Source organism: Shewanella intestini (genome assembly GCF_018221465.1).
Taxonomy (GTDB): domain Bacteria; phylum Pseudomonadota; class Gammaproteobacteria; order Enterobacterales; family Shewanellaceae; genus Shewanella; species Shewanella intestini.
In genome coordinates, this window is record NZ_JAAIKR010000005.1 from 1 (window position 1) to 26,174 (window position 26,174).

Annotated in this window: 26 protein-coding genes; 17 read left to right on the forward strand and 9 right to left on the reverse strand. The window is 41.0% G+C overall.

Going from position 1 to position 26,174, the window contains the following annotated elements:
* The first annotated feature begins 291 nt into the window (after positions 1-291).
* From G3R48_RS07075 to G3R48_RS07085, 3 genes are all read left to right on the forward strand, one after another.
* Positions 292-675 carry a hypothetical protein gene (locus tag G3R48_RS07075; protein ID WP_153663859.1) on the forward strand — a complete coding sequence of 128 codons (384 nt, stop codon included), beginning with the start codon at positions 292-294 and terminating at the stop codon, positions 673-675.
* Positions 676-768: 93 nt separating this feature from the next.
* Positions 769-1,074, forward strand: coding sequence for a hypothetical protein (locus G3R48_RS07080; protein ID WP_153663857.1), 306 nt, complete (start codon positions 769-771; stop codon positions 1,072-1,074).
* 239 nt (positions 1,075-1,313) lie between these two features.
* On the forward strand, positions 1,314-1,793 hold the full coding sequence (locus G3R48_RS07085; RefSeq protein WP_153663855.1) for a CreA family protein: 480 nt from the start codon (positions 1,314-1,316) through the stop codon (positions 1,791-1,793).
* Positions 1,794-1,985: 192 nt separating this feature from the next.
* Here G3R48_RS07085 and G3R48_RS07090 read toward each other — a convergent pair whose 3' ends face one another.
* Together G3R48_RS07090 and G3R48_RS07095 are read right to left on the reverse strand one after the other, a co-directional pair.
* Positions 1,986-3,185 (reverse strand): cystathionine beta-lyase, encoded by a 1,200-nt coding sequence (locus tag G3R48_RS07090; protein WP_153663853.1) that lies wholly within the window; start codon positions 3,183-3,185, stop codon positions 1,986-1,988.
* 93 nt (positions 3,186-3,278) lie between these two features.
* Positions 3,279-3,485 (reverse strand): histidine kinase, encoded by a 207-nt coding sequence (locus G3R48_RS07095; RefSeq protein WP_153663851.1) that lies wholly within the window; start codon positions 3,483-3,485, stop codon positions 3,279-3,281.
* A gap of 308 nt (positions 3,486-3,793) precedes the next feature.
* On the opposite strand from G3R48_RS07095, the gene G3R48_RS07100 reads away from it, so the two are divergent.
* Positions 3,794-4,030 carry an OmpA family protein gene (locus G3R48_RS07100; protein WP_380713657.1) on the forward strand — a complete coding sequence of 79 codons (237 nt, stop codon included), beginning with the start codon at positions 3,794-3,796 and terminating at the stop codon, positions 4,028-4,030.
* 239 nt (positions 4,031-4,269) lie between these two features.
* Here the strand turns inward: G3R48_RS07100 and G3R48_RS07105 are convergent, their stop codons facing one another.
* The 3 genes from G3R48_RS07105 to G3R48_RS07115 all read right to left on the reverse strand — a co-directional run bounded on the left by G3R48_RS07105 (position 4,270) and on the right by G3R48_RS07115 (position 7,364).
* Positions 4,270-5,295 carry a GGDEF domain-containing protein gene (locus G3R48_RS07105; RefSeq protein WP_153663847.1) on the reverse strand — a complete coding sequence of 342 codons (1,026 nt, stop codon included), beginning with the start codon at positions 5,293-5,295 and terminating at the stop codon, positions 4,270-4,272.
* 364 nt (positions 5,296-5,659) lie between these two features.
* Positions 5,660-6,553, reverse strand: coding sequence for a hypothetical protein (locus tag G3R48_RS07110; protein WP_153663845.1), 894 nt, complete (start codon positions 6,551-6,553; stop codon positions 5,660-5,662).
* Positions 6,554-6,983: 430 nt separating this feature from the next.
* Positions 6,984-7,364, reverse strand: coding sequence for a diacylglycerol kinase (locus G3R48_RS07115; RefSeq protein ID WP_153663843.1), 381 nt, complete (start codon positions 7,362-7,364; stop codon positions 6,984-6,986).
* Between the two features lie 114 nt (positions 7,365-7,478).
* On the opposite strand from G3R48_RS07115, the gene G3R48_RS07120 reads away from it, so the two are divergent.
* Positions 7,479-8,294 carry a DNA ligase gene (locus G3R48_RS07120; protein WP_153663841.1) on the forward strand — a complete coding sequence of 272 codons (816 nt, stop codon included), beginning with the start codon at positions 7,479-7,481 and terminating at the stop codon, positions 8,292-8,294.
* Between the two features lie 99 nt (positions 8,295-8,393).
* On the forward strand, positions 8,394-8,873 hold the full coding sequence (locus G3R48_RS07125) for a low molecular weight protein-tyrosine-phosphatase (protein ID WP_153663839.1): 480 nt from the start codon (positions 8,394-8,396) through the stop codon (positions 8,871-8,873).
* Positions 8,874-9,057: 184 nt separating this feature from the next.
* Here the strand turns inward: G3R48_RS07125 and ylqF are convergent, their stop codons facing one another.
* Complete coding sequence (ylqF, locus tag G3R48_RS07130) at positions 9,058-9,996, reverse strand: ribosome biogenesis GTPase YlqF (RefSeq protein WP_153663837.1); 939 nt, start codon at positions 9,994-9,996, stop codon at positions 9,058-9,060.
* A gap of 360 nt (positions 9,997-10,356) precedes the next feature.
* Here ylqF and G3R48_RS07135 point away from each other — a divergent pair, with 360 nt between their 5' ends.
* Positions 10,357-11,286: a bifunctional methionine sulfoxide reductase B/A protein gene (locus G3R48_RS07135; RefSeq protein WP_153663835.1), complete on the forward strand. Its 930-nt coding sequence runs from the start codon at positions 10,357-10,359 to the stop codon at positions 11,284-11,286.
* 234 nt (positions 11,287-11,520) lie between these two features.
* On the opposite strand, the gene G3R48_RS07140 is transcribed toward G3R48_RS07135, so the two are convergent.
* Entirely contained in the window at positions 11,521-13,077 is a 1,557-nt protein-coding gene (locus G3R48_RS07140) for a SulP family inorganic anion transporter (RefSeq protein WP_153663833.1), read from the reverse strand.
* Positions 13,078-13,296: 219 nt separating this feature from the next.
* The gene (gene rne, locus G3R48_RS07145; RefSeq protein WP_153663831.1) at positions 13,297-16,566 is read right to left on the reverse strand and encodes a ribonuclease E; all 3,270 of its coding nucleotides are present in this window, start codon (positions 16,564-16,566) and stop codon (positions 13,297-13,299) included.
* Between the two features lie 592 nt (positions 16,567-17,158).
* Here rne and rluC point away from each other — a divergent pair.
* Together rluC and G3R48_RS07155 are read left to right on the forward strand one after the other, a co-directional pair.
* Positions 17,159-18,115 (forward strand): 23S rRNA pseudouridine(955/2504/2580) synthase RluC, encoded by a 957-nt coding sequence (gene rluC, locus G3R48_RS07150; protein WP_153663829.1) that lies wholly within the window; start codon positions 17,159-17,161, stop codon positions 18,113-18,115.
* Positions 18,116-18,130: 15 nt separating this feature from the next.
* Positions 18,131-18,772 (forward strand): HAD family hydrolase, encoded by a 642-nt coding sequence (locus tag G3R48_RS07155; protein WP_153663827.1) that lies wholly within the window; start codon positions 18,131-18,133, stop codon positions 18,770-18,772.
* A gap of 298 nt (positions 18,773-19,070) precedes the next feature.
* Here the strand turns inward: G3R48_RS07155 and G3R48_RS07160 are convergent, their stop codons facing one another.
* On the reverse strand, positions 19,071-19,682 hold the full coding sequence (locus tag G3R48_RS07160; protein WP_153663825.1) for a Maf family protein: 612 nt from the start codon (positions 19,680-19,682) through the stop codon (positions 19,071-19,073).
* A gap of 240 nt (positions 19,683-19,922) precedes the next feature.
* Between G3R48_RS07160 and yceD the strand changes: the two genes are divergently transcribed.
* From yceD to fabF, 8 genes are all read left to right on the forward strand, one after another.
* On the forward strand, positions 19,923-20,447 hold the full coding sequence (yceD, locus tag G3R48_RS07165) for a 23S rRNA accumulation protein YceD (protein WP_153663823.1): 525 nt from the start codon (positions 19,923-19,925) through the stop codon (positions 20,445-20,447).
* 17 nt (positions 20,448-20,464) lie between these two features.
* On the forward strand, positions 20,465-20,635 hold the full coding sequence (rpmF, locus tag G3R48_RS07170) for a 50S ribosomal protein L32 (RefSeq protein ID WP_153663821.1): 171 nt from the start codon (positions 20,465-20,467) through the stop codon (positions 20,633-20,635).
* Between the two features lie 15 nt (positions 20,636-20,650).
* Entirely contained in the window at positions 20,651-21,679 is a 1,029-nt protein-coding gene (gene plsX, locus G3R48_RS07175) for a phosphate acyltransferase PlsX (RefSeq protein ID WP_153663819.1), read from the forward strand.
* 9 nt (positions 21,680-21,688) lie between these two features.
* Positions 21,689-22,648 carry a beta-ketoacyl-ACP synthase III gene (locus G3R48_RS07180; RefSeq protein ID WP_153663817.1) on the forward strand — a complete coding sequence of 320 codons (960 nt, stop codon included), beginning with the start codon at positions 21,689-21,691 and terminating at the stop codon, positions 22,646-22,648.
* A 44-nt stretch (positions 22,649-22,692) separates the two neighbouring features.
* Positions 22,693-23,619 carry an ACP S-malonyltransferase gene (gene fabD, locus G3R48_RS07185; protein WP_153663815.1) on the forward strand — a complete coding sequence of 309 codons (927 nt, stop codon included), beginning with the start codon at positions 22,693-22,695 and terminating at the stop codon, positions 23,617-23,619.
* Positions 23,620-23,629: 10 nt separating this feature from the next.
* A complete protein-coding gene (fabG, locus tag G3R48_RS07190; RefSeq protein WP_153663813.1) occupies positions 23,630-24,370 on the forward strand; it encodes a 3-oxoacyl-ACP reductase FabG in 741 nt (246 codons plus the stop codon).
* 160 nt (positions 24,371-24,530) lie between these two features.
* On the forward strand, positions 24,531-24,764 hold the full coding sequence (gene acpP, locus G3R48_RS07195) for an acyl carrier protein (protein WP_011496723.1): 234 nt from the start codon (positions 24,531-24,533) through the stop codon (positions 24,762-24,764).
* A gap of 134 nt (positions 24,765-24,898) precedes the next feature.
* Complete coding sequence (gene fabF, locus G3R48_RS07200) at positions 24,899-26,140, forward strand: beta-ketoacyl-ACP synthase II (RefSeq protein WP_153663811.1); 1,242 nt, start codon at positions 24,899-24,901, stop codon at positions 26,138-26,140.
* Positions 26,141-26,174: the final 34 nt, after the last annotated feature.

A 26,174-nucleotide genomic window follows, 5' to 3' on the forward strand; every position in this document is an offset into this window, starting at 1 on the left:
TCTAAACTCACGAGGGTTTGTCTTGGTCTAGCCATCTTCAAATACCGTTTAATAAGGGTAAATAAAGCCTATTTCAGCGTTGAATATTTGACCAACTGGAATGGGTGGCCATATTATTCATTATTAAGTTAATTCTCAGATTGGTCTATTACAATTTGTTGTTTATTGCTGATCTCCATTTTTAGTTTATTTGACAAAACTATTATGGTTCTGGCTTCCAACTAACCCACGATGAAATGGAGAGCAGCACCTTGGTGGGGAGTCATTATGTCTATATGCCTAAGGATAGTTATGAACGAAACTGAAATATTGTGGAAGCAATACGATCAACATATCACTACGTACAAGTTCTACTTGGATATGCTGATCAAATTAATGACCATGTACTTTGCGGTATCAGGTGCAATGCTTTCGTTCTACTTTACTAAAACAGAAATATCGGACGCCAAGCTAGCGTTGTATTTACCATGGCTAATGAGCATTGGGCTCTTTGTCTTTTTCTCGGTAGGTGCGTACTTATCCACTATCACCCGTGAAGACGTCTTCAATATTAGAGATAAACTTGATTTAGAGGTTTCTCCTGAATTAGGTATCCTCACAATTCTATTGGGTATCTTTTCAGTTGTCACATTGCTGTGTGCTATAGGTCTTGGGTATGTGCTCTGGTTTCAGTAGGCATATAACAAAGCCATTAAAAACCGAGCTTACAGCGCTGGACTCGCAACAAGTTACTCGCCTTTTATGGCGGCGTTAAATTTTGGGAGAGATATGGCATTCGATCTATATATCAAGGATGAGAGGGCATCGATCGAACATTATGAGGAAGGAATGTTTGATCTCACTGCTCGGGATGAAAGTTTTCCTCAGCTAAACTTAATCTTTCAAAGGTTCTACGATGATCCACGTATTGAGCCTCATCAATCTAACGATCTCGTTCATGAGCTGATTGCGCTTAGATCAGAAGTTGTTTCTGAAAATGATTACAAATATATTGTGCAAGTTATCGACAGGTTGCTCCCTTTTTTCAGTAAGGCATATAAAACTGGTCAAGCAATTAATTGTTCAAGCGACTGAAAATAAGCATAAATTTAACAAGTGGCAGCAGAGCGGGGCGCTAATTACTATATTTCCATACTTTCTCTAACCCGAAACCCCTTCGAACAAGTGAATGCTCTAACAAGCTTTTGTCCAAAAGTGAGTTTGGAAGTGATCAATCTTTATTATGGTCGTACATTGATGATATGCGAAGATAGTTAGTGCAAGTAAAAGCATGAATATGCCAATCTCAAGGTAAATTTAAAAGGATAGAAATAATGAAATTAACCAAACTTACTGTTGCAGCAGTTTGTGCCATCGCATTTGGGCTAACAGGCTGCGGTGATGAAGTTGGCGATGTCAGCTTAGGTTTATTTACCACCAAAGATATTAAGCTTAACCAAATGAATGACCCTATTGTCACCGGAGTAACTTGTCATGTTGCCAGTATTGAAGCGAATTTAGATTTATCTGACCCATCAGATTCATCTATTTCATGTCGTCAAACCGGTGCAATTACCAAAGACATGATAGCGGCAATTGACAAAAGTAGTTCGGGTGAAGTGGTATTTAAAAAATCCAAAAGTATATTCTTTAAAACCATGAAAGTACGACGTATTTTTGATGCTGAAAATCAAACGTTAATGTATGTTTCTTACTCAACTAAAGAAACCTCAGGCAGCTATAAACACAGTTTATCAACAGTGCCATTGTGGGGAACACAGGCCTATATCGATAAAAAATCGGCTGTTAATTAATTCATCAATTAATGACTGATTAATGGTGGCATAACAGTATTGAAAGCGTAAAAAAGGCTTTGCTGTTTCAGCAAAGCCTTTTTTGTTGCTTAACCCTTTAACCATATAAGGTTTTCATTTGTGAGCGGGTAAAGCCATGACGTTAATTTAAATATTGTTACGGGCCATTGCTAAAACAGGCACAAATTCGTATTACTTCGTATTGGCGTTTAGCTTGGAATTAAAACGGGCAAATGCTTGCTCAAGATCTGCTATTAAATCATCGGTATCTTCTAAACCAATATGCAGGCGAATTAACGGCTTACTGCTATCCCAATGGGTTGCAGTGCGGATTTTATCTAAACCAAAATAACCCAAAACTAAACTTTCAAAGCCCCCCCATGAAAAACCCATTTTGAAATGTTTCATATCTTCAACAAAGGCTGTTACAGACGCTAAGTTGCCTTGTTTAAGCACAAACGAAAATAAACCATTACCGCTGATAAAGTCGCGTTCAAAAAATTCATGGCCAGGACAAGTGTCAAAAGCGGGGTGACGCACATGATCAACTTCAGGGCGATTAGCCAACCAATTAGCCACTTTTAAGGCATTTTTATTATGCTGAGCAAGACGAACCCCAAGGGTACGCAGGCCACGGTTAGCAAGGTAAACATCGTCAGGCGAGGTTGTTAATCCCATTAAGTAGCTGTGTTCACGTAAACGCGGCCAATGTGTCTCATTGGCGGTGGCAGTGCCAATCATGACATCAGAATGACCAACAATATATTTAGTCGCCGCCTGAATTGAAATATCTATTCCCATTTCAAATGGGCGGCAATTAATTGGTGATGCCCATGTGTTATCAAGCATGGTGATAATATTGTGCTGCTTTGCAATACGACAAATAGCGGGTACATCTTGAATTTCCATAGTGATAGAACCAGGAGACTCAAGGAAAATGACCTTGGTATTAGGGCGAATTAGCTTGCTGATGTCTGCGCCAATGAGAGGGTCATAATACGTGGTTTCTACGCCGTAACCGGCAAGTAATTTGTCACATAAATCTCGGGTTGGCTCGTAAACAGAGTCAACCATTAATAAGTGGTCGCCTTGAGATAAAAATGACAACAATGCCCCGCTGATTGCCCCCGCGCCAGATGGATACAGCGCAGTACCAAAGCCTCCTTCAAGCTCACTAATGGCTTGCTGAAATGCGAAGTGGGTTGGCGTACCTCGGCGACCATAAAACATTTCGCCATTGGTTTTGTTTTTAATGGCGTAGCGCATTTCATCCATGGTATTAAATACAACCGTAGAAGCTCGAAAAACAGGCGGATTAATGATGCCTTTGGTGTATTTTTTGTCTCGACCTGTGCTGACAATTTGGGTCGCTAATTGATCCTTGTTACTCATGGGCGGCGTGCTCCTGTTCTGTGAGTGCGCAAAAACTGCACGTTAATAATGCTATGAATGCGATAGGTTTTAGCTATCTTAACATCTAGATGGCTAAAATAAAGGTTTATCTGTTAACGGTAAGCTGACGCATAGTTCAACTCCAGATAAATTATCGATAATTACGTTTTCTGCTTTGATGTCGCCATCATGAAAACGATAAATTAGACGCGCAATATACAAACCTAAGCCTACATGTGGTTTAGTGCCGCTACTTTGTGAGCGAATAGATACCATAGATTCAAAGATTTGATTATCCATATTACTTGACAATGCCGGCGCTATATTGGCAAATCTGTTGGTGATAAGTCGCAGTTAACTTTGCAACAGACATTATTAACTGAGCAACAAACAAGGCTTGAACATAAAAGTGCCATTTATTTGCGATGCGAAAGAAAAATCAATCGTTAACAAAAATGACTGATGATTATGCTCAGGCTGAGCAATAATTAGTGGATATTAAAGCAACGCAACAGCAAATTTTAGATGAATTAAGTTTAGGTATGAACGTACAATTTAAAACTGGCTCAAGCTAAATAGAATCTATCTTTCAAGGTCAGTTAGATAATGTGGCTTATATGATGAATATCTCACCAGAATTAACCCTTGATTTAACAGGATATGCCGACAGAAGAGGTGATAGTGGCTATAACCAAGCTTTGTCTGAGCAACGCTTAGTTGAAGTTAAAAACTACATAGAATCTCAAGGAGTTCGCAATAGCGTTTACAAGGGCAAGCTTATGATGCCACAGCTGTACTCTATGAAGCACAGAATGTTGAAAGTGACTTTTTTGATCGCCGCGTGACCCTAAAACTTGGAGCAATACATGCTGCCATTGCCGCTAATTAACTTATGGCCGCAGTTAACAACTGATTTGAAATAAACTTATTGCACTAAAAAGAAGTGTCACTCACTGACAAAAGACGTATTTATATACAAGATGATGTTGAGGGTACGCGTGAGTAATTAGCTAGGAGAGGATGATTACTCACGCCTACAATAGTTCAATCATGCACTGTTGTAGGCGTTAATTTACCGTGTTTATCAGTTAGCAATTGGCATTACGCGATTACGGCCAAGCCTTTTAGCTTCATAAAGTAACTTATCTGCTGCGCTGATAACTTGGGCAACGCTTTCTTTGGGTTTTGCTTCGTATACCCCAAATGATGCGGTGATGGAATCAATGACTTTATCTGAGCGTCTATCTTTAACTGACAGTTTTTCAACCGCTCGGCGGATCCCTTCAGCAAGTTGTCTGGCAACTCTCAATGGGCAATTAGGCGAAATAATGGCAAATTCTTCGCCACCAATTCGATATAATTTTGCCCCATCTCTACAAGCTTCTTGTACGCGTTTAGCAACGGTTTTTAAGACTAAATCACCAAGTTGATGTCCAAAGGTGTCGTTGAAGTTTTTAAAATGATCGATATCAATCATGATTAAGCTGCAAGGCAATTGTTGGTGAGCAATCATGCTGTCAAAATCATCATCAAATGCGCGGCGGTTTAATACATTGGTCAGGCTGTCGAATAAGACGTCTTTTTCTGATTCAGCTAAGCGATTTTTTAGCGTTTCAATTTCGGTTTGCGCTTTAAGTAATTGCTCAGTAAAACTGACGGTACTTGAGCGAATATTGCTCGATTCTTTAACGATATTTCTCACTACAGCAATAATTTGATCTAATGAGAAGCCACTGGTTTCCAGTTCACTTAACTTAGAAAAGTCTTTATCAATGTTATCTTGGAAAACTTGGGTGTCAGCGTTGGTGTCTTTTAATGATTGGGATAACTCAACAATCATGGCATCTAAATTTTGGCGCATTGAGCGAACATCAACTTCAGCAGGGTCTGATACATGCTTACGAAACAACAATTCGCTAGTGATTGGCGAGTAACTTTGATTTTGTTTTATTGCTTGGTCAAGTTCTTGATTTAAAGCTGGGTTTTGCTCCCCGACATAGGCATACCATAAAGCATAATTTGTGGGGGTTGTAGGTATTTTATACTTAAGCATCAACGGGACGGCTTTTTTTAGGTTAGCAGCAGCAGTTTTAAGAAGTGTAATGGGCATTAATATTTCCACCTAGCATGTATGAAACACAAATACATAAAGCGATGCTTAAATATAGCAATTTATGTCGTATTTGCATGGTTGCGTTGAACAAATAGATACTTTCAAACGATGTAAAAAACGAATAATGACAGATTGTTAGTCTTTTTATCTTTTAAATATTGTTCATTTTAACGCTAAAAAATCAGCGTTAGGTAGCTGGTTAAGAATATAAATAAAAGCGTAGGTGACAAAGTGCGTAATAATTTAAGTGTTGTGCGCTATTATCAACGCGGCATAAACGCATCTGTTGTTTAAATAAGTGAGATAATTTGAAGCACAAGCCATGTGTTATGAGTAGAGCAATGAGTACATAAAACTAAGATTAAAACTCATACATTAGGCTGAACATTGGGCCAGTAAAACTGTAGTTTAAGTTATAATCTGCAATGTGGAAGTCATTGGTGTCGTAAGCGACTTTTTGAGCATAATCCACATCAACTTCGTAGTAATTATATCCCAGCGTTAAATACCAATTTTCACAAATCATTGCTTCTACCGAGGCGCGTATGTCAATTAAAGCGCCTTCAACATCATCGTAAGAAATTGCAAAGTATTGTGCGTGAGCGGCAAGTGTCCAATCAGTGAAAAATTCAAAACTGCCGTACACGCCAAAGTCTGGAAGTGGCGCGGTAATGCTTTCATCAATCACTTGTGGTGTTGCAACAATATCTGTGCAAGCTGAGCTAGCCATCAATTCTTGCCCACATAAACCAATTGTGCCTTCAAAAGCCGTTTTGATAAACATGGTATGCAAACCAATAGAAACGCCGACAGTAAAGTCGTCATCTTGAATAATGTCATAACCATAACCTATGCGCATGATATCGATATCTAAGGTTGTTTTTAACTGGGCGCCAGTTTCTACGATATAGGTTTTGTCATCATTAGGATTAGTAAATACCCAACTGTTCTCAATATAAGGGGTGTCTGCGGTGCGATGTAATGACTTCCAATCAGCATAAACATGGTGGCGGTCATTAAAGTGCCAGGAAAATTCAAAAAAGGGCAGGAATTGTTCTTCGTCTAAAAGTAAATCGTCTTCAAAATCTAATGGGTAAATCCCACCATTTGTCGGGTCGGTTACATTCATATATGAATCAGAGTTGGCGTAAAAAGCGCCAACTTTGATAGTGAATTTATCTTTGGCAGTCGTGCCTGCTTGTACGCATGTAGACAGCAAACATAAAGATAAAAATGTAATAACGGCTTTCAGCATGGTTTGTATTAGCTCATTTATTTTTATTGTTATCAGCAACGTGTTGTTGAATATTTATTAATCCCAATACTAATTGATCAAATGATTGTTAACTATGAGTAAAAATGCAACAACAAAGATACTAGCACTTTAGCGCTAAATGTGAAGTATTTGTTGTGCTTAAGTATGAGTTAAATCATCTTTTTACCTATTTATACTGACGGTTTAAGTTTGTCTGATTTCAAAGCTCGGCTGAGGCGCAAATCATAAGATAAAAAGCTGACACATTTTGATTTATTGACGCCCTATGGCAGCCATTGTAAGTAAGGATATCAATCCGTTTCATGGGATGGATTTTGGGGGGGATGTTAATTGTTTGTTGATAACCGCCGTGGGCGATAAGCGCAGCTAGAAGATAAATTATTTTACGTTGACAACGACTGCATGCTTCTTACAAATATGCGCTGACAAGTGGGAATAATATGCTCGCCCAAGTGATGCCGCAAACGATTAAACTGAGGAACACCGCAGCAGAGGCGGTATCTTTTGCTTGGCCACTTAATGGGTGCTGCTCACTACTAATCCTGTCGACGACAGCCTCAATTGCTGAGTTAATTAATTCAACAATTAATACTAACAATACCGTTAAGCACAGTAATATTTTCTCGACTACACTCACAGGCATTAACATAGCGAGGGGTAGCAAGATAAGCGCTAATACAGATTCTTGTCTGAACGCTGCTTCATTAATCCAAGCGGCTTTAATCCCGTTTAATGAAAAGCCTGTGGCCCGAATAATTCGTTTAATTCCAACGTTATTTACTGGCTTCATATTTAAATATTTTCAACTAAGTCGATGGCATAATGTATGCTCGCATTATGCCACCGTTTACATCTTATCAACAAGCAAGGAGTGCTGCAGATGAGGAACTGTATAAAAAATTTAATGACATTTTGCTGTGTGTTATTGCTAATCAGTGGTGGTTTAAGTGCTAAGCCGTTGCCGCTCCAATTAGCTAAACATTATCAAGATGGTATTGAAATTGAGCATTATTTGGTGAGTGAGAAACTTGATGGAGTAAGAGGTTACTGGGACACAAAACAGTTGCTTACCCGTAATGGCAATGTCATTGCTGCGCCAGCTTGGTTTATTGCGCAACTGCCAAATAAAGCGGTTGAAGGTGAATTATGGCTTGGTCGTGGCCAGTTTGAGGAAATTTCAGCATTAGTTAGAACCAAACAAAGCTCGCAAGAGCGATGGCGACAGGTAAAATTTATGCTCTTTGATGCGCCGAATATGCCACTGCCTTTTAAGTCTCGTTATCAATACTTGCAACAAATTAGTCAACACAGCCCCAATGTTAAGGCGATTACGCAGCGCCAATTTACTGATCGTGATGGTCTATTTGATTACTTTGATAAAGTAGTTGCACACGGCGGTGAAGGATTAATGCTGCATCATCAAGATGCACATTACAGCGTTGGACGCAGTCCTCATATTGTCAAATTGAAACCAAAATATGATGATGAAGCCAGAGTGATAGGTTACACCAAAGGCAAGGGGAAGTATGTCGGCAAAGTCGGGGCGTTGGTGGTAAAGCATGCCGACGGGAAAATTATTTTATTAGGTTCTGGTTTAACGGATGCTTTGCGGGAAAACCCTCCGCGTATTGGCCAGCTAATTACCTATGAATATTCAGGCTTAACTCAGTCAGGTATGCCAAGATTTGCCCGATTTAAACGCGTTAGAAACTCACTATAATGAACTTTGTCGTTGGTATTCAGAGTGTATCTAAAACTAAATGCGTTAGTATAAGGGTGCTGCATTATTAGTTATTCATAAGTATAAAAAGGAAGTTGTATGACAGCTGTTATCAACTCGGTATTATTTGTTTGTATGGGCAATATCTGCCGCTCTCCGACGGCTGAAGCCGTTTTTCGTCAACAAGCACAGCAGTTGAAATTGAATTTACGCATTGATTCAGCTGGGACAATTGCCTACCACCAAGGTAACCGCCCTGATCCGCGTGCTATTGCAGCGGGCCAGAAGCGGGGATTAAATTTTGATAATATGTTAGCCCGACAAATTGTTGCAGAAGACTTTGAACGCTTTGACCTTATTCTCGCGGCAGATAATGCCAATATGGCTGATTTAATAAAGCTGTGTCCTTCACATCAACAACATAAATTACAAATGATGTTGTCGTTTGCCGATACTGGAGAAAGTGAAGTTCCCGATCCTTATTACGGACAAGGCGATGGCTTTGAATATGTACTGGACTTATTAGAAACCAGTCTGAGTGAATTAGCTAAGCTCGAATGTATGGTAAAGCGGAAGTAAAGACAGACAATTAACTGATGAGTGCCTACCTAAAACGGTTAATTTAAGTCAACATTTTCATTCATAAATCCGGCGTAGTTGAAGCTGTCAACTCACGCCGGCATTAATATGCAGCGCTATCATTAATTTCAGCAAGCTGCTGACTTTAAAGTGCGTGCAGGACATTAGATTAAGCAATTATAAACTAACTGTGGCGTTTGCCTGAATGCTTTAATTTCTCTTGTGCTAATTTCTCTTGCTTGATGGCTTCTTTTGCCGCAAGTGCCTCAGCAACTTTCTGTTTCTCTGCTTCGGCCATTTTTGGGGTTTCTAAGGTGAGTAACCCAACTTTACCAGAGCGGTATTCGTGAAGCAGCAATTCAGACACTTTATGATAGTCAATGCGTCCACCTTGGCTTAACGCGCCGCGAGAACGACCAATAGCTTCTAGTAATTCTATGTCAGATTCTGGCAATGATTTTAATTTATAACGCGCCATAATTTCTTCAGGATAAGCCGTTAAAAAATAATCGGCAGCAAACATCGCCACATCATCGTATTCCATTGCGGTGTCTTTTATCGCGCCGGTGACTGCAAGGCGATAACTGCTGGCTTCATTGTCCACCTTTGGCCATAAAATACCTGGCGTGTCAGATAGCACAATCCCATTACGTAAGTTAATCCGTTGCTGGTTTTTAGTTACAGCGGGTTCATTACCGGTTTTGGCAATGACACGACCTGCCAAGGTATTGATAATGGTTGATTTACCCACATTAGGGATTCCCATAATCATGGTGCGAATATCTTTTTCAGTGACATCACGATGCGGAACTAATTTGCGGCATATATCAGGAATACGCTTAACCATTCCCGGTTGTAAAGTGGTGATAGCAGAAGCTTTTACTCCTTGTTCTTGTTCAAGGTATTCAATCCACTGTTCAGTAACCCCAGGGTCTGCTAAATCAGATTTGTTGAGTAATTTAATGCACGGGCGATCGCCACGTAGCTCTTTAATCATTGGATTTTCACTGCTATAAGGAATGCGCGCATCGAGCACTTCAATAACAAGATCGACTTGAGGCATTGCCTTTTCAATCTCTTTACGTGCTTTGTGCATGTGTCCTGGGAACCACTGAATAGCCATGATATTGCCTTTTTAATCACTCAAAAATCGAATGCGTATTCTACCTTGTTCAATGATTAAATACATAAAAAAAGCGCCTGATATGGCGATTTGTTGGTCTATAACGTTGATTTTATTTTAAGTTAAAATGACCGCTTTTGAAATACCTTCTTAGCAGTGTTTAATTTAATTTTGTATTAAACAACACCGCAGTCTGCTTTTCGGACGCTGCATAACAACCGCTACAGTAAATTATGTTACTCGCGTTTAATCACTTTATCTATTTTTAGCGTATTGGTTTTTTAGTGGTGAGTATTGGTAATATGATTACAATTAAAACATGCTTATATCAGCTTCAATGACGTTAAAGGGAAGTCGCCAATGAAAATACTGTCTGAATTTGAAAAGTTTGTCATTGAACAAAAGGGCACTGAGCGGCCGTATTCTGGGGAATATAACGACCATAATGCAGCAGGGGTTTATCATTGTAAAAAATGCGATGCACCGCTGTACTTAAGTGAGCATAAGTTTGTCGCACATTGCGGTTGGCCTGCGTTTGACAATGAAATTAATAGCGCAGTAACGCGTGTACCTGATCTTGATGGTTCACGAACTGAAATTACTTGTAGCCATTGTGATGCTCATTTAGGCCATGTCTTTGAAGGCGAGCAGCTTACCGTTAATAATATTAGGCATTGCGTTAACTCAATTTCGATGACATTTAAGGCGACGAAACAAGAGGTTAATGATGATGACCGCGCTGTGACATTAGCATTGGCCACCTTCGGCGGGGGGTGTTTTTGGTGCTTAGAAGCCGTTTTTAGTCAATTAAATGGTGTCGAGGCTGTGTCATCAGGTTATAGCGGCGGCAATGCAGATGATGCTAATTACCATGCTGTATGCCAGGGCATAACCGCTCATGTAGAGGTGGTACAAGTCAGCTTTGATGCGAGCATCATCACATATGAAACCTTATTAGCGGTATTCTTTAGTGCGCACGACCCAACCACACTAAACCGACAAGGCAACGATGTCGGCCCGCAATATCGCTCAGCCATTTTTGTACACGACCAACAACAAGCCGAAGCCGTGAAAACTTGTATTGATGCGTTAACTCAACAATGTGTTTTTGATACGCCAATTGTTACTCAAGTAACCGCTTATGAACGGTTTTATCCAGCAGAAGCAAATCATGACAATTACTATGCTAATAACCAACAGCAACCATATTGTCAATTTGTGGTGCGGCCAAAAGTGGACAAAATTAAGCAGTTGTTTGCCCAAGCATTAAAATCGCAAAGTGCAACTTAGATTACCTTATTGTTTCACGTTACTTGTTGATAATGGGATAAAAATTAAGGTGAATAAGTTGACTGCTATTGGTGTTAACCGTTTCATCCTACTGAGTTGAGAGTTGACCGTATCGAACAAGGGTAAGTGAAGTTAGCTGGTCATTAATTGCAAATGACACACTTACTAGCTTGAAATAAAACAGCGCGATGTTGAATCGCGCTGTTTAGGTTTATAGCTTAAGTAATAGCAATATTAATCAAGCTTATCATCTGCCACTTTGTAAGATGGATCTTCAATTAAATTAACTTCAACTAAATTACCCGCTTTGTGTAATAAGGCTTGGCAATCTTGGCTCAAGTGCCTTAAATGCAAGGTCTTTCCTGCATTAACATAACGTTCAGCTAAAGTATCTATCGCATCAAGGGCTGAGTGATCTGCCACTCGTGAGTTTTGAAAATCAATAATGACATCTTGTGGATCATCTTTTGCTGTGAATAGTTCTAAAAAACTCGCTGCTGAACCAAAGAATAACGGTCCATTTAATCGATAAATTTTCCAGCCATTTGCATCGACTGAAGTCTCCACATTAATGTGTTTCGCATGTTCCCACGCAAATACTAATGCAGATACAATAACACCCACAAATACGGCAAATGCTAAATCAGTAAACACAGTCACCGTCGTCACTAATACAATCACAAAAGCATCGTGTTTAGGTACTTTTCGCATCACTTTAAAGCTGGCCCATTCAAAAGTCCCTAATACAACAATAAACATCACACCGACAAGTGCCGCTAAAGGGATAATTTCAATGAATGCGGCGCCAAATAAAATAAAGGCTAATAGCGCTAATGCAGCAGTGATACCTGATAGACGCCCTCGACCACCAGAATTAATGTTGATCATTGATTGGCCAATCATTGCACAGCCACCCATTGCACCAAAGAAACCACTGGTAATGTTACCCACACCTTGGCCAACACATTCCTTATTACCTTTACCGCGGCTGTTGGTCATTTCATCAATAACCGTCAGCGTTAATAAAGACTCAATTAAGCCAACCGCTGCTAAAATGCAGGCATAAGGTAAAATGATATATAAGGTTTCAAAATTAAATGGCACACTCGGAATTGAGAATGAAGGTAATGTGCCTGCGATTGTGGCGGCTTCGTCACCACTCATGGTTTTAAGGAAATCTAATACATTGCGAGTGTCTAGGTCGAATCCCACGACAATGCCCGTTACCGTCAAAATTGCCACCAAAGAAGATGGAATTGCCGTGGTTAACTTAGGTAGAAAATGAATAATGGCCATTGTGAGTGCGATTAAACCCAACATAAGCATTAATGGTGTTGATTCCATCCAAACCATGTTGCCTGCACCATCCTTGACTTTAAATTGTCCAAGTTGTGCCAAGAAGATAACAATCGCTAAGCCATTCACAAAGCCTATCATCACCGGATAGGGCACGATTCGAATAAACTTACCGAGTTTACATACACCCGCTAAAATCTGAATCCCCCCAGCTAACACCACCGCGGCAAATAAATACTCAACACCATGTTCGACAACTAAAGACACCATGACAACAGCCATTGCCCCAGTTGCGCCAGAAATCATTCCAGGTCTGCCACCAATTAATGCGGTAATTAACCCCATAATAAAGGCGGCATATAATCCCACCATTGGTTCTACGTGGGCGACAAATGCAAAAGCCACAGCTTCGGGGATTAGGGCTAGTGCCACTGTTAATCCCGACAAAATATCGGCTTTGCTACTGCTTGTTTTATGGCGAAGGAGATCGAACATTGAACCTCTGAAATAATTTAATATATATTGTTGAAATTTGTGAGCATGTTAACAAAAAATCGCAAATCACTAAACATTTATTAAACAAATAAGTGTTGAAAAATGGAATATATATTTAGCAAAGTTAAACATGATTAAATGATTGTTGTTAATGTTTATCGGTTGGATCTAAGCCATAAAAAAGCCACGCATCGCGTGGCTTTTTTGCATTGCTAGCGGTTATTCGCCAGGGCGAACCATTCCTGAAGAGGCGCTATCAGCTTTTGCCGTTTTAGGCTTGCTGGCTTCTGTTGAGGCTGCATAAACTTTACCTTGTGGTGTTTGTTGCTGCTGGCGAACTTCAACTTTAGGCTTAGTTGTATCAGACCCCACCATTGAACCAAAGCGGCTTGCAGCTTTAGGCTTTGCAACTGCAGCTTTAACAGTAGCCTTAGGTTCAGTCGTGACTGTTGGCGCAACGGGTGGCATGATGGCAGCAGGTTTTGCCATAGGCGCAGATGCATTTGAACCTGAGCTTACTTGCTTAGGTTTGGCAGCACTAGTTGATGCTTGATTAGCCGTCGGTTTTTCTGCCTTTTCAATTGCCTTTTCTACTTTAGCAACCGGTGTGGCTTCTTGAACGGCTATTGGAGCTTCTTCTCGTGTTGGCTGAGGTTTAACTTCTGCTGTAACAGCTGCAACCTTCACTTCAGTTATCACTGCAGTTGGTGTTGGCTCAGTTGTCACTTCAGCTTTCACTGGCTCAGCTTCCATTGGTTCTGTTGTTGCAGTCGCATTGGCGGTTTCAGTTACTGGCGTTGTCGCTTGAACATCGCTAGTCGTTGCGGCCGCTTCTGTTGTGACAGAAACATTCGCTTCAGCATTTAACTGTTTTTCTAACTCATCAACGGGTGTGAAGACAGCAGCTTGGTTAGTATCATCGTCATCACGGCGACGACGTTGACCTGCAGCTCGAAGGTGGCGAGGGCTGCGGCGGCTACGACGTTGTCCTTCGCGTTTACCTTCTTCAGCACTATCAGCTTCATTTACTTGCGCTGCAGGAGCTGCTTCTGCTGTTTCAGGAGCGGAAACAACTTGCGGAGCTTCAACAACAACTTCTGGGGCGACATCTTCTTTCACAACACTGGCGGTTGCAGTCACTTCCATTGTCGGTGCTTCGGTTGTAGGTGTTACTGCAGCAGGAGTGACGGTTTCAACCGGTGCTTGTTCAATTTCAGCTGTGGTGACCGTTTCTTTAGTTTGAGCTGGTTTGCTTTGCTCTTGACGATCTTTGCGAGGCTGGCGACGACTACGAGCCGGTTTCGCTTCTGGGTTTTTCTTGTCTTTCACTGCTTCAGCATTAACAGGTTTCGCTGTTGCTTCGACCTGTACTTCTTCTGTAGCTAACGCGACATTTTGTTTTTCAGCAGTTTCGTTTTCAATACGCACTTTTCTGCGCATGTTACGACGTTGGCGACGTTCACGTGCAGCTTCTTGCTTCGGTGTTTTCTCAACGTTAGTGTCACGTTTATCTTTGTTGGTACGTGGCGCTTTGTCAGCAGATGGTTTAGCACGTTTTGCATTTTCATCTAAATCACGAGATGACTTGTTACGGTCATTGTTTTTATTGCGCGAGCGTGTGTCGGTTGAATCTTTAATAGATTCACCGTCATTACGTTTGCGTCGCTTATCATTACGGTTGTCTGGACGGTCATTACGGTCATTACGGTCATTACGGCGATTACGACGATTTTGTTGACCATTTTTTTGCTTGTTAGCTGCGTTGTCTTTTTTGCTTTGCTCTGTTGTTTCTTCCGTTGAGAAGAAAGAGCCGATAGCAGTGAAAATACGACTTAACAAACCAGGCTTTTCTGCAGTTGCTTTGGCAGCTGGTTTCGTTGTTGCTTCAAGCGCTTTTTTAGGTGCGCCGAAGCCTTTAATTGCAGGTTCAGGCGCAGCAACGCGTTCTAATTTGCGGGGCTCATATAAGGTTGAGGCGGGTTCTTCAACGCGTTTATAGCTGGTTTCAGAGACTTCATCATCAGTTTTACGTCGCACAACACGGTATTCAGGTGTCTCCATGTTTCTATCTGGAATAATATAGACTTCAACGTTGTGACGTTCTTCTGTAATGCGAATCGCTTTGCGTTTTTCATTAAGTAAGAATGCTGCAACATCAACAGGTACAACAGCTTCAATTTGCTTGGTGTTTTCTTTAATGGCTTCTTCTTCCATTAAACGCAAAATTGATAATGCAAGAGACTCTGTGCCTCTAATTGTGCCTTGTCCGTGACAACGTGGACATAAATGACCAGCAGACTCTTCAAGTGAAGGGCGTAAGCGTTGGCGAGACATTTCCATCAACCCAAAGCGCGATATGCGTCCAAGTTGGACACGAGCTCGGTCACTATGAACAGCATCGCGCATACGGTTTTCGACTTCACGCTGATGTCTTACTGGTGACATATCGATAAAGTCGATAACAACTAGACCACCTAAATCGCGAAGACGTAATTGACGGGCAATTTCATCTGCAGCTTCAAGGTTAGTATTTAATGCTGTTTCTTCAATATCTCCGCCTTTTGTTGCTCGGGCAGAGTTAATATCAATCGAAGTTAGCGCTTCTGTAGGGTCAATAACAATTGAGCCACCAGAAGGCAGACGCACTTCACGTTGGAATGCAGATTCAATTTGCGATTCAATTTGGAAGTGAGTAAATAAAGGGACTTCTGATTCATAGCGTTTAACTCGCTCGACAAAATCAGGACGTACTAAACCAATGTGTAGTTTCGCTTCTTCATAAATGCGCGGGTGATCTATTAAAATCTCTCCTACATCTCGGCGTAAATAATCGCGAATAGCGCGAACAATGACATTACTTTCTTGATGGATTAAGAATGGGGCTGGTTTGCTGCCAGCGGCTTCTAGAATGGCATCCCAATGACGTTGCAGAACTTTTAAGTCCCACTTTAATTCATTAGCTTCTTTACCTACACCTGCAGTACGAACAATTAAGCCCATACCGTGTGGGATTTCAAGTTCAGCCATTGCAGCTTTTAGTTCAGTGCGTTCATCGCCTTCAATACGGCGTGAAATTCCACCTGCACGCGGGTTATTTGGCATTAATACTAAATAAGAGCCCGCAAGAGAAATAAAGGTCGTAAGTGCTGCGCCTTTGTTGCCACGTTCTTCTTTATCAATTTGAACGATAACTTCTTGTCCTTCAGACACCACTTCCTTGATATTCGGGCGGCCTTGGAAAGAGTATCCTTTTGGAAAATACTCTCGAGCAATTTCTTTTAAAGGAAGAAAACCGTGGCGTTCAGCACCATAGTCAACAAATGCAGCTTCTAATGAAGGTTCTACGCGGGTAATTTTACCTTTGTAAATATTTGATTTCTTTTGTTCATGACCTGGGCTTTCAATATCTAGATCATAAAGTTGTTGCCCATCTACTAGGGCAACACGCAACTCTTCTGATTGAGTTGCATTGATTAACATGCGTTTCATGATGACATCATTCTTCTAATAATGGTCACCAAACAGTCGATTTTTTGCATTACGGGCCTGAATATGGGTAGAGCCTTCGCGGCTGGTATCAGGCGGTGAGGTGCGCATTGCTGTAAGACGCAGTCGCTGCGTGTCGCATCCTATTTATGGCTTATTTTTTAATTACTACAAAAACAAGGAATCCGTTTATCAACGAACCCCATAAATTAATTATCTATTCCGTGAATGCCCTAGTCGAATCGAGTTGTTTGATGACAAGCTAAAATATGGTTCGATTTGGGGCGACTTTAGCCAATAAAACCTAAGGAAAATTAGTGGTTACTTACGGTTTAACTGTAATAGCACAAAAGGCTATATCTAAATTTTTACAGTTTGCAAATCAATGGTTTGCTACCGACAAAGTAAACTTGTTTTATGGGTTATTCATCGCGAGGCGGGGGATTTGTGAACACTTTATCCACTGTTTATCCTTAACCTGAGCGCAAATATAACAACAAACATATAAATCAGCAATCAAAACTACCGATTCTTATTCTATCAATTAGTCTAAAAGATACGTTACAATGGCGCGGTAATCACAGTATGGCATATCATGAAAACAGAAATCACACCTAAAGTTCAGCTCGTCACCATCGATGAAGATCATTTTGAACAACGCATAGACAATTTTCTCCTAACTAAATTAAAAGGCGTGCCAAAGAGCATGATCTATCGAATTGTTCGTAAAGGCGAAGTTAGGGTTAATAAAAAACGCATAAAACCAGAATACAAACTGCAAATTGGCGATATCGTTAGAATTCCCCCGGTTAGAATGGCAGAAAAAGATTATCGTACTGCACCGTCACCAAAATTAGCCCAAGTGTCACAACTTGAAGAACGCATCATTCATGAAGATAAGCATATTATTGTTCTCAATAAACCTGCTGGTATTGCTGTGCATGGTGGCAGCGGGGTAAATTTTGGTGTGATTGAAGGCTTACGTTCATTACGACCACAACAGAAGTTTTTAGAGCTTGTTCATCGCCTTGACCGCGACACATCTGGTGTTTTACTGATAGCTAAAAAACGCAGTGCGTTAAAGCATTTGCATGAGCAATTGCGCAGCAAGACAATGCAAAAAGATTATCTGGCGTTAGTCCGTGGTGATTGGCAAGCAAAAGATAAAGTCGTTAAAGCACCTTTATTAAAAATCACCCTAAAATCGGGCGAGCGCATTGTAAGAGTGAATAAAGAAGGTAAAGAGTCTGAAACTCGCTTTAAAATTATGCAGCGTTACCAAGGAGCTACGCTAGTTAAAGCAAGTCCGGTTACTGGACGTACGCATCAAATACGTGTCCATACCCAATATACTGGCCATGCGATTGCTTGTGATGATAAATACAGTACCCAACAATTTGACGACAGCATGAAATCGATAGGTTTGAATCGGTTATTTTTGCATGCCGCAGAACTTAAATTTACTCATCCTGAAGATGACACCACTCGCATCGTAAAAGCGCCGTTAGATGACATATTGGTTGCCACATTAGATAAATTGAAAAAAGCGTAAATGAGGAAGCAAAAGATGAAGCAGTATAAGTTAGTTATTTTTGACTGGGATGGCACCTTAATGGATACCATCGGCAAAATAGTTGACTGTATGCAAAGTGTGGCGCTTGAGCTGAAACTGCCAATTCCGAGTGAGCTGCAAGTGCGTGATATTATCGGTTTATCGATTTTACCAGCAATGGAACAGCTGTTTCCTGATTTTGAAGATAATTATGATACGTTGCTTGCTGCATATAAAAATCATTATTTGCATCTTAATTTAACTCCTACGCCACTATTTGATGGTGTAGAGTCTTTATTAAATCAACTACAACAGTCGGGTAAAATTTTAGCTGTAGCAACAGGTAAACGCAGAGAAGGATTAGATCGCCTATTAAATGAAACGGGGTTCAGTAAATATTTTAGTGCGACGCGCTCTGCTGATGAAGCGGCATCTAAACCACATCCGTCGATGATCACATCTTTGTTAGCTCAATTAAACATTGCACCTGAACAGGCCATAATGATTGGTGACTCAAAGTTAGATATCGCAATGGCTAATAATGCTGGTGTCGATAGCATCGGTGTAACTTATGGCGCGCATAGTTTACAAGACTTATTGACGCAACACCCGACTGTCACGGTTGATAGCCCAGCTGAAATGCTAATGCACTTATAAACATTAGTCGTTTTGATAAATGAGCTGTGCTATTGCTGCTTTCATTAAATATTAACTTAGCTTTCAATCATTTTTGTTGATGATTAGCCGATGAATTATTCATCGGCTTTTTCGTTCTTAGCGTATGTTTGCGATGGGGCAGAAGAAGTGAGGTTAGAAGTGAGGTTATTAAAGCATTAATATGTTTGGCGCTTTATCGTTCTAATGTTGTCTCACATAGCTCCATTAAATCACCTTATTATAGATATACACTTTGCTCCCCTTACAACCAGTGACTTACCCGATAACGGCCACCAAGCTATAACACATTGACATCAAATTGTTTAAGCATTGTGATTAATTTGATTAACGGTAAACCAATGAGTGTATTTGGGTCATCTCCTTGTAGCTTTTCAAACAGTGCAATCCCTAAGCCTTCAGCTTTAAAGCTACCAGCACAATATAAAGGTTGCTCTAATTCAACATAACGGCAGATTTCTGCAGTAGTTAATTCTCTAAAGTGCACAGTAAAGGGGTCAATTAAACTCATTGCTTGTTGAGTTTGGCTATGGACAACACTTAAGCCAGTATAAAAAGTAATGGCTTTTCCTGAGGCTTGTTGCAGTTGTTTGATCGCTTTTTCAGCTGTGTGGGGTTTACCAATAATTTGATTATCGATCACGGCAACCTGATCAGAACCAATCACAATGGCAGGGGGACAAGCGACGGAATTTACATGTTCAGCTTGATATAAAGCGACGCCGGCTTTAGCTTTTTCTTGTGCTAGGCGTAATACCAATGATGATGCATTTTCATTTGTTAGTGGCGTTTCATCAATATTGGGCGAAATACACTCAAAAGGTAACTGTAATTTTTGCAATATCTGCTGACGGTAAACAGAGGTTGAAGCCAAGATGATTTTGGTTGTCATTGTGGGTGTTTCAAGTATTTAGATATTTATGCCTATAATAAGTCAAAATTAGGTTTAAATGCAGTAAATTTAGTCGGATCGCGCTTGTGATCGCTAACGGTCACAGGTAAAATTTCGCTTCGTTCAATTTTTATGTTGGCGTTTTAGTAAATCATTCAATATCACGGGTTAAGCAATTAACCACAATTTGAATAAATTTTCTTTGACTCTAGCGTTTTCAAACTATAATATGCGCGCCTTATGCAAACAGTAAAGATACCAGTATCAATTGATCCTATTCGAGCTTCGACCAGCGGTCTTCGTTATGAAGGCACTGTGCCTAGTAAACAGAATAAGCGATTAAACGAATTATGTGCTGGCGATTGTTCCGATGTGACAGTGTCATTAGAATGTGGCGTCGATATTCAGGGGATAGTCTACCTTAAGGGGAAGGCTGTGACGGAGCTCACTCTGCTATGTCAACGTTGCATGACACCATATACCACAAAGGTTACGGTCGAGTTCTCTTTTAGTCCGTGTAAGACTAAAGAAGAAATCGATGAGCTCCCGGATGCGTATGAGCCGATTGAGTGCAATGAAATTGGTGAAGTTCGTCTACATCAGTTGATTGAAGATGAATTGATAATCGCTATGCCAATTATTCCTATGCATCAGAATGCTGATTGCAATTTAGGAACAAGTGACATAGCTGTAGGCGAAATCGAGCCCTCTCAAGAGGAGCGTCCAAATCCGTTTGCAGTGTTAGAAAAACTGAAGAGCAAGTAATCTAGGAGACAAGTCAAATGGCTGTACAACAGAATAAAAAATCACGTTCAAAGCGCGGCATGCGCCGTTCACATGATGCATTGGGTACTGCTCAATTATCAGTAGACGCGACTAGCGGTGAATTACATCTACGTCACAATGTGACTGCTGATGGTTTTTACCGCGGTAAAAAGGTTATTAATAAGTAATTTGTTGCTAATCTTATGAAAAATCTGACGCTTGCGTTAGATGCGATGGGGGGCGATCATGGCCCCTACATCACAGTGCCTGCCGCCGTGCAGGCATTAAAATCTCATCCTAATCTCCACTTTATTTTGGTTGGTGATAAAACCGAAATAAATCGTTACTTATCTGCACATACCGAAGACTTTCTTCATCGCATTGAAATTGTTCACACTACCGAAGTCGTAGCAATGAACGATCGGCCTATCCATGCGCTGCGATTTAAAAAGAATAGTTCAATGCGTTTAGCCTTAGAACTTGTCAAAGATGGCCGTGCTCAAGCATGTGTTAGTGCCGGAAACACCGGTGCTTTAATGGCAATGTCAAAGGTCATTTTAAAAACGCTTCCCGGTATTGACCGCCCTGCATTGGTTTCTTGTTTACCAGCGGTGACTGGCGAACCTGTTTATTTACTTGATTTAGGTGCTAACGTCGCCTGCGACTCAGAAACGTTATTTCAGTTTGCAGTTATGGGGTCGGTATTATGTGAAGCCATTCACCAAAAAGCACACCCTAAAGTCGCTTTACTCAATGTCGGTATTGAAGAGAATAAAGGCAATGGTCAAGTACAAGAAGCAGGGCAGATACTGCAACACACCGATCAAATTAACTATGTTGGATTTGTTGAAGGTGATGAACTCTATACCGGAAAAGTAGATGTTATTGTTTGCGACGGTTTTGTCGGTAATATCACTTTAAAAACTTCTGAAGGTATAGCCAAATTATTGGTTCATCAATTAAAAACTGGCCTTAAAGATGGCTTTGTTGTTCGTTTATTATCCAAACTCATCGCGCCTCGCATTCAAAATGTCCTCAGTAAGATGAACCCCGACCACTATAACGGTGCAAGTCTGATAGGATTGCGCGGAATAGTAGTAAAGAGTCATGGAAACGCCGACGAAGCTGCATTTTTGCAAGCCATTAACTTAGCAGCCACAGAAGCGAAACGTCGCCTACCAGAAATGATCAATGATCGTCTGGAGTCGATTCTTTTAGACATCAATAGCTGATCCTTAATTATGCACACTAAAATTCTCGGAACAGGCAGTTATCTGCCGGTACAAGTACGTACCAATCAAGATCTTGAAAAAATGGTCGAAACAACTGATCAATGGATCGTTGAACGCACGGGTATATCTGAACGTCGTATTGCTGCTGCAGATGAGTCAGTGTCAACGATGGGATATCAAGCGGCGTTAAAAGCCATCGAAATGGCCGGTATTGAGCCTGAAGAACTTGATATGATTGTGTGCGGAACCACGAGCGCACCCAATGCTTTTCCTGCTGCGGCATGTGAAATACAAGCAATGTTGGGCATCAAAAATATTCCTGCATTTGACATAGCTGCCGCTTGTTCAGGCTTTGTTTATGCATTATCTGTTGCCGATCAGTTCGTTAAAACGGGTAACGCAAAAAAGATCCTCGTTATTGGTGCAGATGTATTGTCGCGTTTATGTGAACCAGAGGACCGTACAACCGTAATCTTATTTGGTGACGGTGCGGGAGCCGCTGTTATTGGGGCAAGCTCAACACCTGGTATTATCAATACCCATATTTATGCCGATGGCAGCCATGCTGACTTACTTAAATGCGGATTCCCGCCTCGCGCTAACCAAAGCTCTGAAGCGGTGGGTTATATGACGATGAAAGGCAACGATGTATTTAAAGTCGCGGTCACGCAACTCTCTAATGTTGTGACTGAAACCTTGTCAATTAATAAGATTGATAAGTCAGAAATTGATTGGTTAGTGCCGCATCAAGCAAACTTTAGAATCATTAAAGCAACCGCGAAAAAGCTCGACATGAGTCTAGATAAAGTTGTGTTAACGTTAGCTAAACATGGAAATACCTCTGCAGCATCAGTGCCTATTGCATTAGATGAAGCCGTGAGAGATGGGCGTATTAAACGTGGGCAATTGTTATTACTAGAAGCCTTTGGTGCAGGTTTTGCCTGGGGCAGTGCATTAGTTAGATTTTAAATTTAAAAGCATTTGTAGAATAAGAATAAATAGGTAATAAACACATGGAAAAATTAGCATTTGTTTTCCCAGGTCAAGGTTCTCAAGCTGTGGGTATGTTGGCAGAGCTTGCTCAGTCTCAACCACTGGTGAGTGCCACATTTGACCAAGCAAGCCAAGTATTGGGTTATGACTTATGGGCATTAGTGGAACATGGCCCTGTAGAAGCGTTAAACCAAACAGATAAAACACAACCTGCATTGTTGACAGCAAGTGTTGCTATTTGGCGTGCTTATACCGCAATGAATAAAACCATGCCTTCGGTACTCGCTGGGCATAGTCTTGGTGAATATTCAGCGTTAGTTTGTGCAGGTGTCATCAAGTTCGCTGATGCCGTCAAACTTGTTGAGCTGCGCGGTCAATTAATGCAACAAGCTGTTCCAGCGGGCACTGGTGCAATGTACGCCATTATCGGTCTTGATAATGAAGCAATCGCTACAGCGTGTGAAAGTGCGGCGCAAGGTGATGTTGTCAGCCCTGTTAACTTTAACAGTCCAGGACAAGTTGTTATTGCCGGTGAAAAAAATGCAGTAGAGCGCGCCGCTCAAGCGTGTAAAGACGCTGGCGCTAAAATGGCAGTTGCGTTACCTGTTAGCGTGCCTTCTCATTGTGCACTAATGAAGCCCGCTGCAGATAAACTAGCACTTGCATTAGCTGATATTGAATTTTCAACACCACAAATTCCCGTAATCAACAACGTTGACGTTGAAATTGTTACAGATACTCAGGCCATTAAAGCTGCATTGGTTCGCCAATTATATTGCCCTGTACGCTGGAGTGAAACCGTGGCGCTAATGGCACAACAAGGTGTCACTCAAATGGCTGAATGTGGTCCAGGTAAAGTCTTAGCTGGCCTTGCAAAAAGAATAGATAAATCGATTAAAGCTAAGCCTGTAAATGATGATGCTTCATTTGCAGCATTAACTGAATAAAGGAATACACATGTTATTGTCTCTTGAAGGCAAAATTGCACTGGTAACCGGTGCAAGCCGCGGTATTGGCCGTGCAATTGCTGAAACGTTACAAAATGCTGGTGCAACAGTTATTGGTACTGCGACGAGTGAAAAGGGTGCGCAAGCCATTCAACAGTATCTTGGTGATACTGGGTTTGGTTTAGTACTCAATGTCACACAGAGTGAGTCTGTTAAAGATTTATATGCTCAGATCAAAGACAAAGCGGGTGAAGTTGATATTCTAGTCAACAACGCAGGTATTACTCGCGATAACTTAATGATGCGTATGAAAGACGATGAGTGGCAAGATATCATCGACACTAATTTAACCTCATTATTTAAGTTGTCTAAACCGGTAATGCGCCCTATGATGAAAAAGCGTCATGGCCGTATTATCAGTATTGGTTCTGTGGTCGGAACGATGGGCAATGCTGGTCAAGTAAACTACTCGGCAGCAAAAGCTGGTTTGATAGGTTTTACTAAGTCGCTTGCAAGAGAAGTTGCTTCTCGTCATATTACAGTCAATGCTATTGCGCCCGGCTTTATTCAGACTGATATGACAGATGAGCTGACACCAGAGCAGCAACAGGCTATTATGTCGCAAGTACCTATGGAAAGGTTAGGACAAGCGCAAGAAATTGCCAACGCAGTATTATTTTTAGCATCTGATTCCGCTTCTTACATTACAGGGGAAACCTTGCATGTAAATGGCGGTATGTATATGGTTTAAAGCGATTGGCAGTTAAATGCCAAATTTTTTGAGTAACTAGTAACATTAAATGTTTGAAATTGTGGTTAGACCACAAAATCTATACTTGCAATGTTATCTAAATCTAATAAACTACTCGCAATCTTACGCAAGTGCGTAATTTGAATAGGAAAGAGAACTAATGAGCAACATCGAAGAACGTGTAAAGAAAATCATCATCGAGCAACTAGGTGTTAAAGAAGAAGACGTTAAATCAGCAGCTTCTTTCGTGGACGATTTAGGTGCAGATTCTCTAGACACCGTGGAATTGGTTATGGCTCTTGAAGAAGAGTTTGACACTGAAATCCCTGATGAAGAAGCTGAAAAGATCACGACTGTTCAAGCAGCGATCGATTACGTTTCTAAAAATCAGTAATCACGAATTTACAAAAACAGGCGGCATTATTGCCGCCTGTTTTTGTTTAAGCTAAATAAAAAACCGCTAATGTAATATTCACTGCTTATTTTCTTCCATTATATTACGTTGGTTACAATCTTAAGGTAATTAACATGTCTAAACGTCGCGTCGTTATTACTGGTTTGGGACTCATTACACCTGTCGGTAATGATGTTGAAACTTCTTGGAATGCATTGCTTGCTGGTAAAAGTGGAATTGAAGCGATTACCAAGTTTGATGCCAGCGAATTTACCACTCGCTTTAGCGGCTCAGTAAAGCAATTTGATGTTGAACAGTATCTAACTAAAAAAGATGCACGTAAAATGGATTTATTTATCCAATATGGCGTTGCAGCAAGTATTCAAGCAATGACCGATTCAGGTCTTGATATGGACAGCCTTGACCCACGCCGTGTGGGTACTGCAATGGGTGCTGGTATGGGGGGGATGCACTTAATCGAGCAAAACCACAGCGCACTTATTAAAGGCGGGCCACGTAAAGTTTCTCCATTTTTTGTTCCAAGCACCATTATTAATATGATAGCAGGCCATGTGTCGATTAAATACGGCATGACAGGCCCTAACTTTGCAGTGACAACTGCGTGTACCACTGGGGTGCACAATATCGGTTTTGCGGCACGTACCATTGCTTATGGTGACGCTGATGTCATGGTTGCAGGTGGTGCTGAAGATGTAACAAGTCCATTAGGTGTGGGAGGCTTTGCTTCAGCAAAAGCCTTATCAACGCGTAATGATGATCCACAAGCGGCAAGTCGCCCTTGGGATAAAGACCGTGACGGTTTTGTCATTGGTGACGGTGCAGGCATGATGGTCGTAGAAGAATATGAACATGCAAAAGCTCGCGGCGCTAAAATTTATGCAGAATTAGTTGGCTTTGGTATGAGTGGTGATGCATTTCATATGACATCGCCTCCAGCAGACGGAGCCGGTGCTGCAGCTGCAATGGAAAATGCCATTAACGATGCTGGTATTACTAAAGAAGCAGTGGGGTATATTAATGCTCACGGTACTTCAACTCCAGCAGGTGATAAAGCAGAAACAGCAGCAGTTAAGTCCGTTTTTGATGAGCATGCATATAAGCTTTTAGTGAGCTCTACAAAATCTATGACGGGTCATTTATTAGGCGCAGCTGGTGCAGTTGAAGCCATTATTACTGTACTTGCATTGCGTGACCAACACGTTCCACCAACAATTAACTTAGATAATCCTGATGAAGGCTGCGATTTAGATTTTGTCGCACATAAATCGCGTCAACATGCGTTTGACTATGCTTTATGTAATTCATTTGGCTTTGGTGGAACTAACGGGTCATTATTATTTAAAAAACTAGATTAATGGTTTAATCAACTTTCTTAAAAAAGCGCTATTT

Coding starts and splice junctions, on each gene's coding strand:
- G3R48_RS07115 (WP_153663843.1), bottom strand. CDS start 7,364: ATGAAGCCAGTAAATAACGTTGGAATTAAACGAATTATTCGGGCCACA.
- fabG (WP_153663813.1), top strand. CDS start 23,630: ATGTTATTGTCTCTTGAAGGCAAAATTGCACTGGTAACCGGTGCAAGC.
- G3R48_RS07180 (WP_153663817.1), top strand. CDS start 21,689: ATGCACACTAAAATTCTCGGAACAGGCAGTTATCTGCCGGTACAAGTA.
- G3R48_RS07160 (WP_153663825.1), bottom strand. CDS start 19,682: ATGACAACCAAAATCATCTTGGCTTCAACCTCTGTTTACCGTCAGCAG.
- fabD (WP_153663815.1), top strand. CDS start 22,693: ATGGAAAAATTAGCATTTGTTTTCCCAGGTCAAGGTTCTCAAGCTGTG.
- G3R48_RS07140 (WP_153663833.1), bottom strand. CDS start 13,077: ATGTTCGATCTCCTTCGCCATAAAACAAGCAGTAGCAAAGCCGATATT.
- acpP (WP_011496723.1), top strand. CDS start 24,531: ATGAGCAACATCGAAGAACGTGTAAAGAAAATCATCATCGAGCAACTA.
- G3R48_RS07075 (WP_153663859.1), top strand. CDS start 292: ATGAACGAAACTGAAATATTGTGGAAGCAATACGATCAACATATCACT.
- G3R48_RS07080 (WP_153663857.1), top strand. CDS start 769: ATGGCATTCGATCTATATATCAAGGATGAGAGGGCATCGATCGAACAT.
- G3R48_RS07155 (WP_153663827.1), top strand. CDS start 18,131: ATGAAGCAGTATAAGTTAGTTATTTTTGACTGGGATGGCACCTTAATG.
- G3R48_RS07085 (WP_153663855.1), top strand. CDS start 1,314: ATGAAATTAACCAAACTTACTGTTGCAGCAGTTTGTGCCATCGCATTT.
- plsX (WP_153663819.1), top strand. CDS start 20,651: ATGAAAAATCTGACGCTTGCGTTAGATGCGATGGGGGGCGATCATGGC.
- rluC (WP_153663829.1), top strand. CDS start 17,159: ATGAAAACAGAAATCACACCTAAAGTTCAGCTCGTCACCATCGATGAA.
- G3R48_RS07125 (WP_153663839.1), top strand. CDS start 8,394: ATGACAGCTGTTATCAACTCGGTATTATTTGTTTGTATGGGCAATATC.
- G3R48_RS07095 (WP_153663851.1), bottom strand. CDS start 3,485: ATGGATAATCAAATCTTTGAATCTATGGTATCTATTCGCTCACAAAGT.
- rpmF (WP_153663821.1), top strand. CDS start 20,465: ATGGCTGTACAACAGAATAAAAAATCACGTTCAAAGCGCGGCATGCGC.
- G3R48_RS07110 (WP_153663845.1), bottom strand. CDS start 6,553: ATGCTGAAAGCCGTTATTACATTTTTATCTTTATGTTTGCTGTCTACA.
- ylqF (WP_153663837.1), bottom strand. CDS start 9,996: ATGGCTATTCAGTGGTTCCCAGGACACATGCACAAAGCACGTAAAGAG.
- fabF (WP_153663811.1), top strand. CDS start 24,899: ATGTCTAAACGTCGCGTCGTTATTACTGGTTTGGGACTCATTACACCT.
- rne (WP_153663831.1), bottom strand. CDS start 16,566: ATGAAACGCATGTTAATCAATGCAACTCAATCAGAAGAGTTGCGTGTT.
- G3R48_RS07120 (WP_153663841.1), top strand. CDS start 7,479: ATGACATTTTGCTGTGTGTTATTGCTAATCAGTGGTGGTTTAAGTGCT.
- G3R48_RS07090 (WP_153663853.1), bottom strand. CDS start 3,185: ATGAGTAACAAGGATCAATTAGCGACCCAAATTGTCAGCACAGGTCGA.
- G3R48_RS07105 (WP_153663847.1), bottom strand. CDS start 5,295: ATGCCCATTACACTTCTTAAAACTGCTGCTGCTAACCTAAAAAAAGCC.
- yceD (WP_153663823.1), top strand. CDS start 19,923: ATGCAAACAGTAAAGATACCAGTATCAATTGATCCTATTCGAGCTTCG.
- G3R48_RS07135 (WP_153663835.1), top strand. CDS start 10,357: ATGAAAATACTGTCTGAATTTGAAAAGTTTGTCATTGAACAAAAGGGC.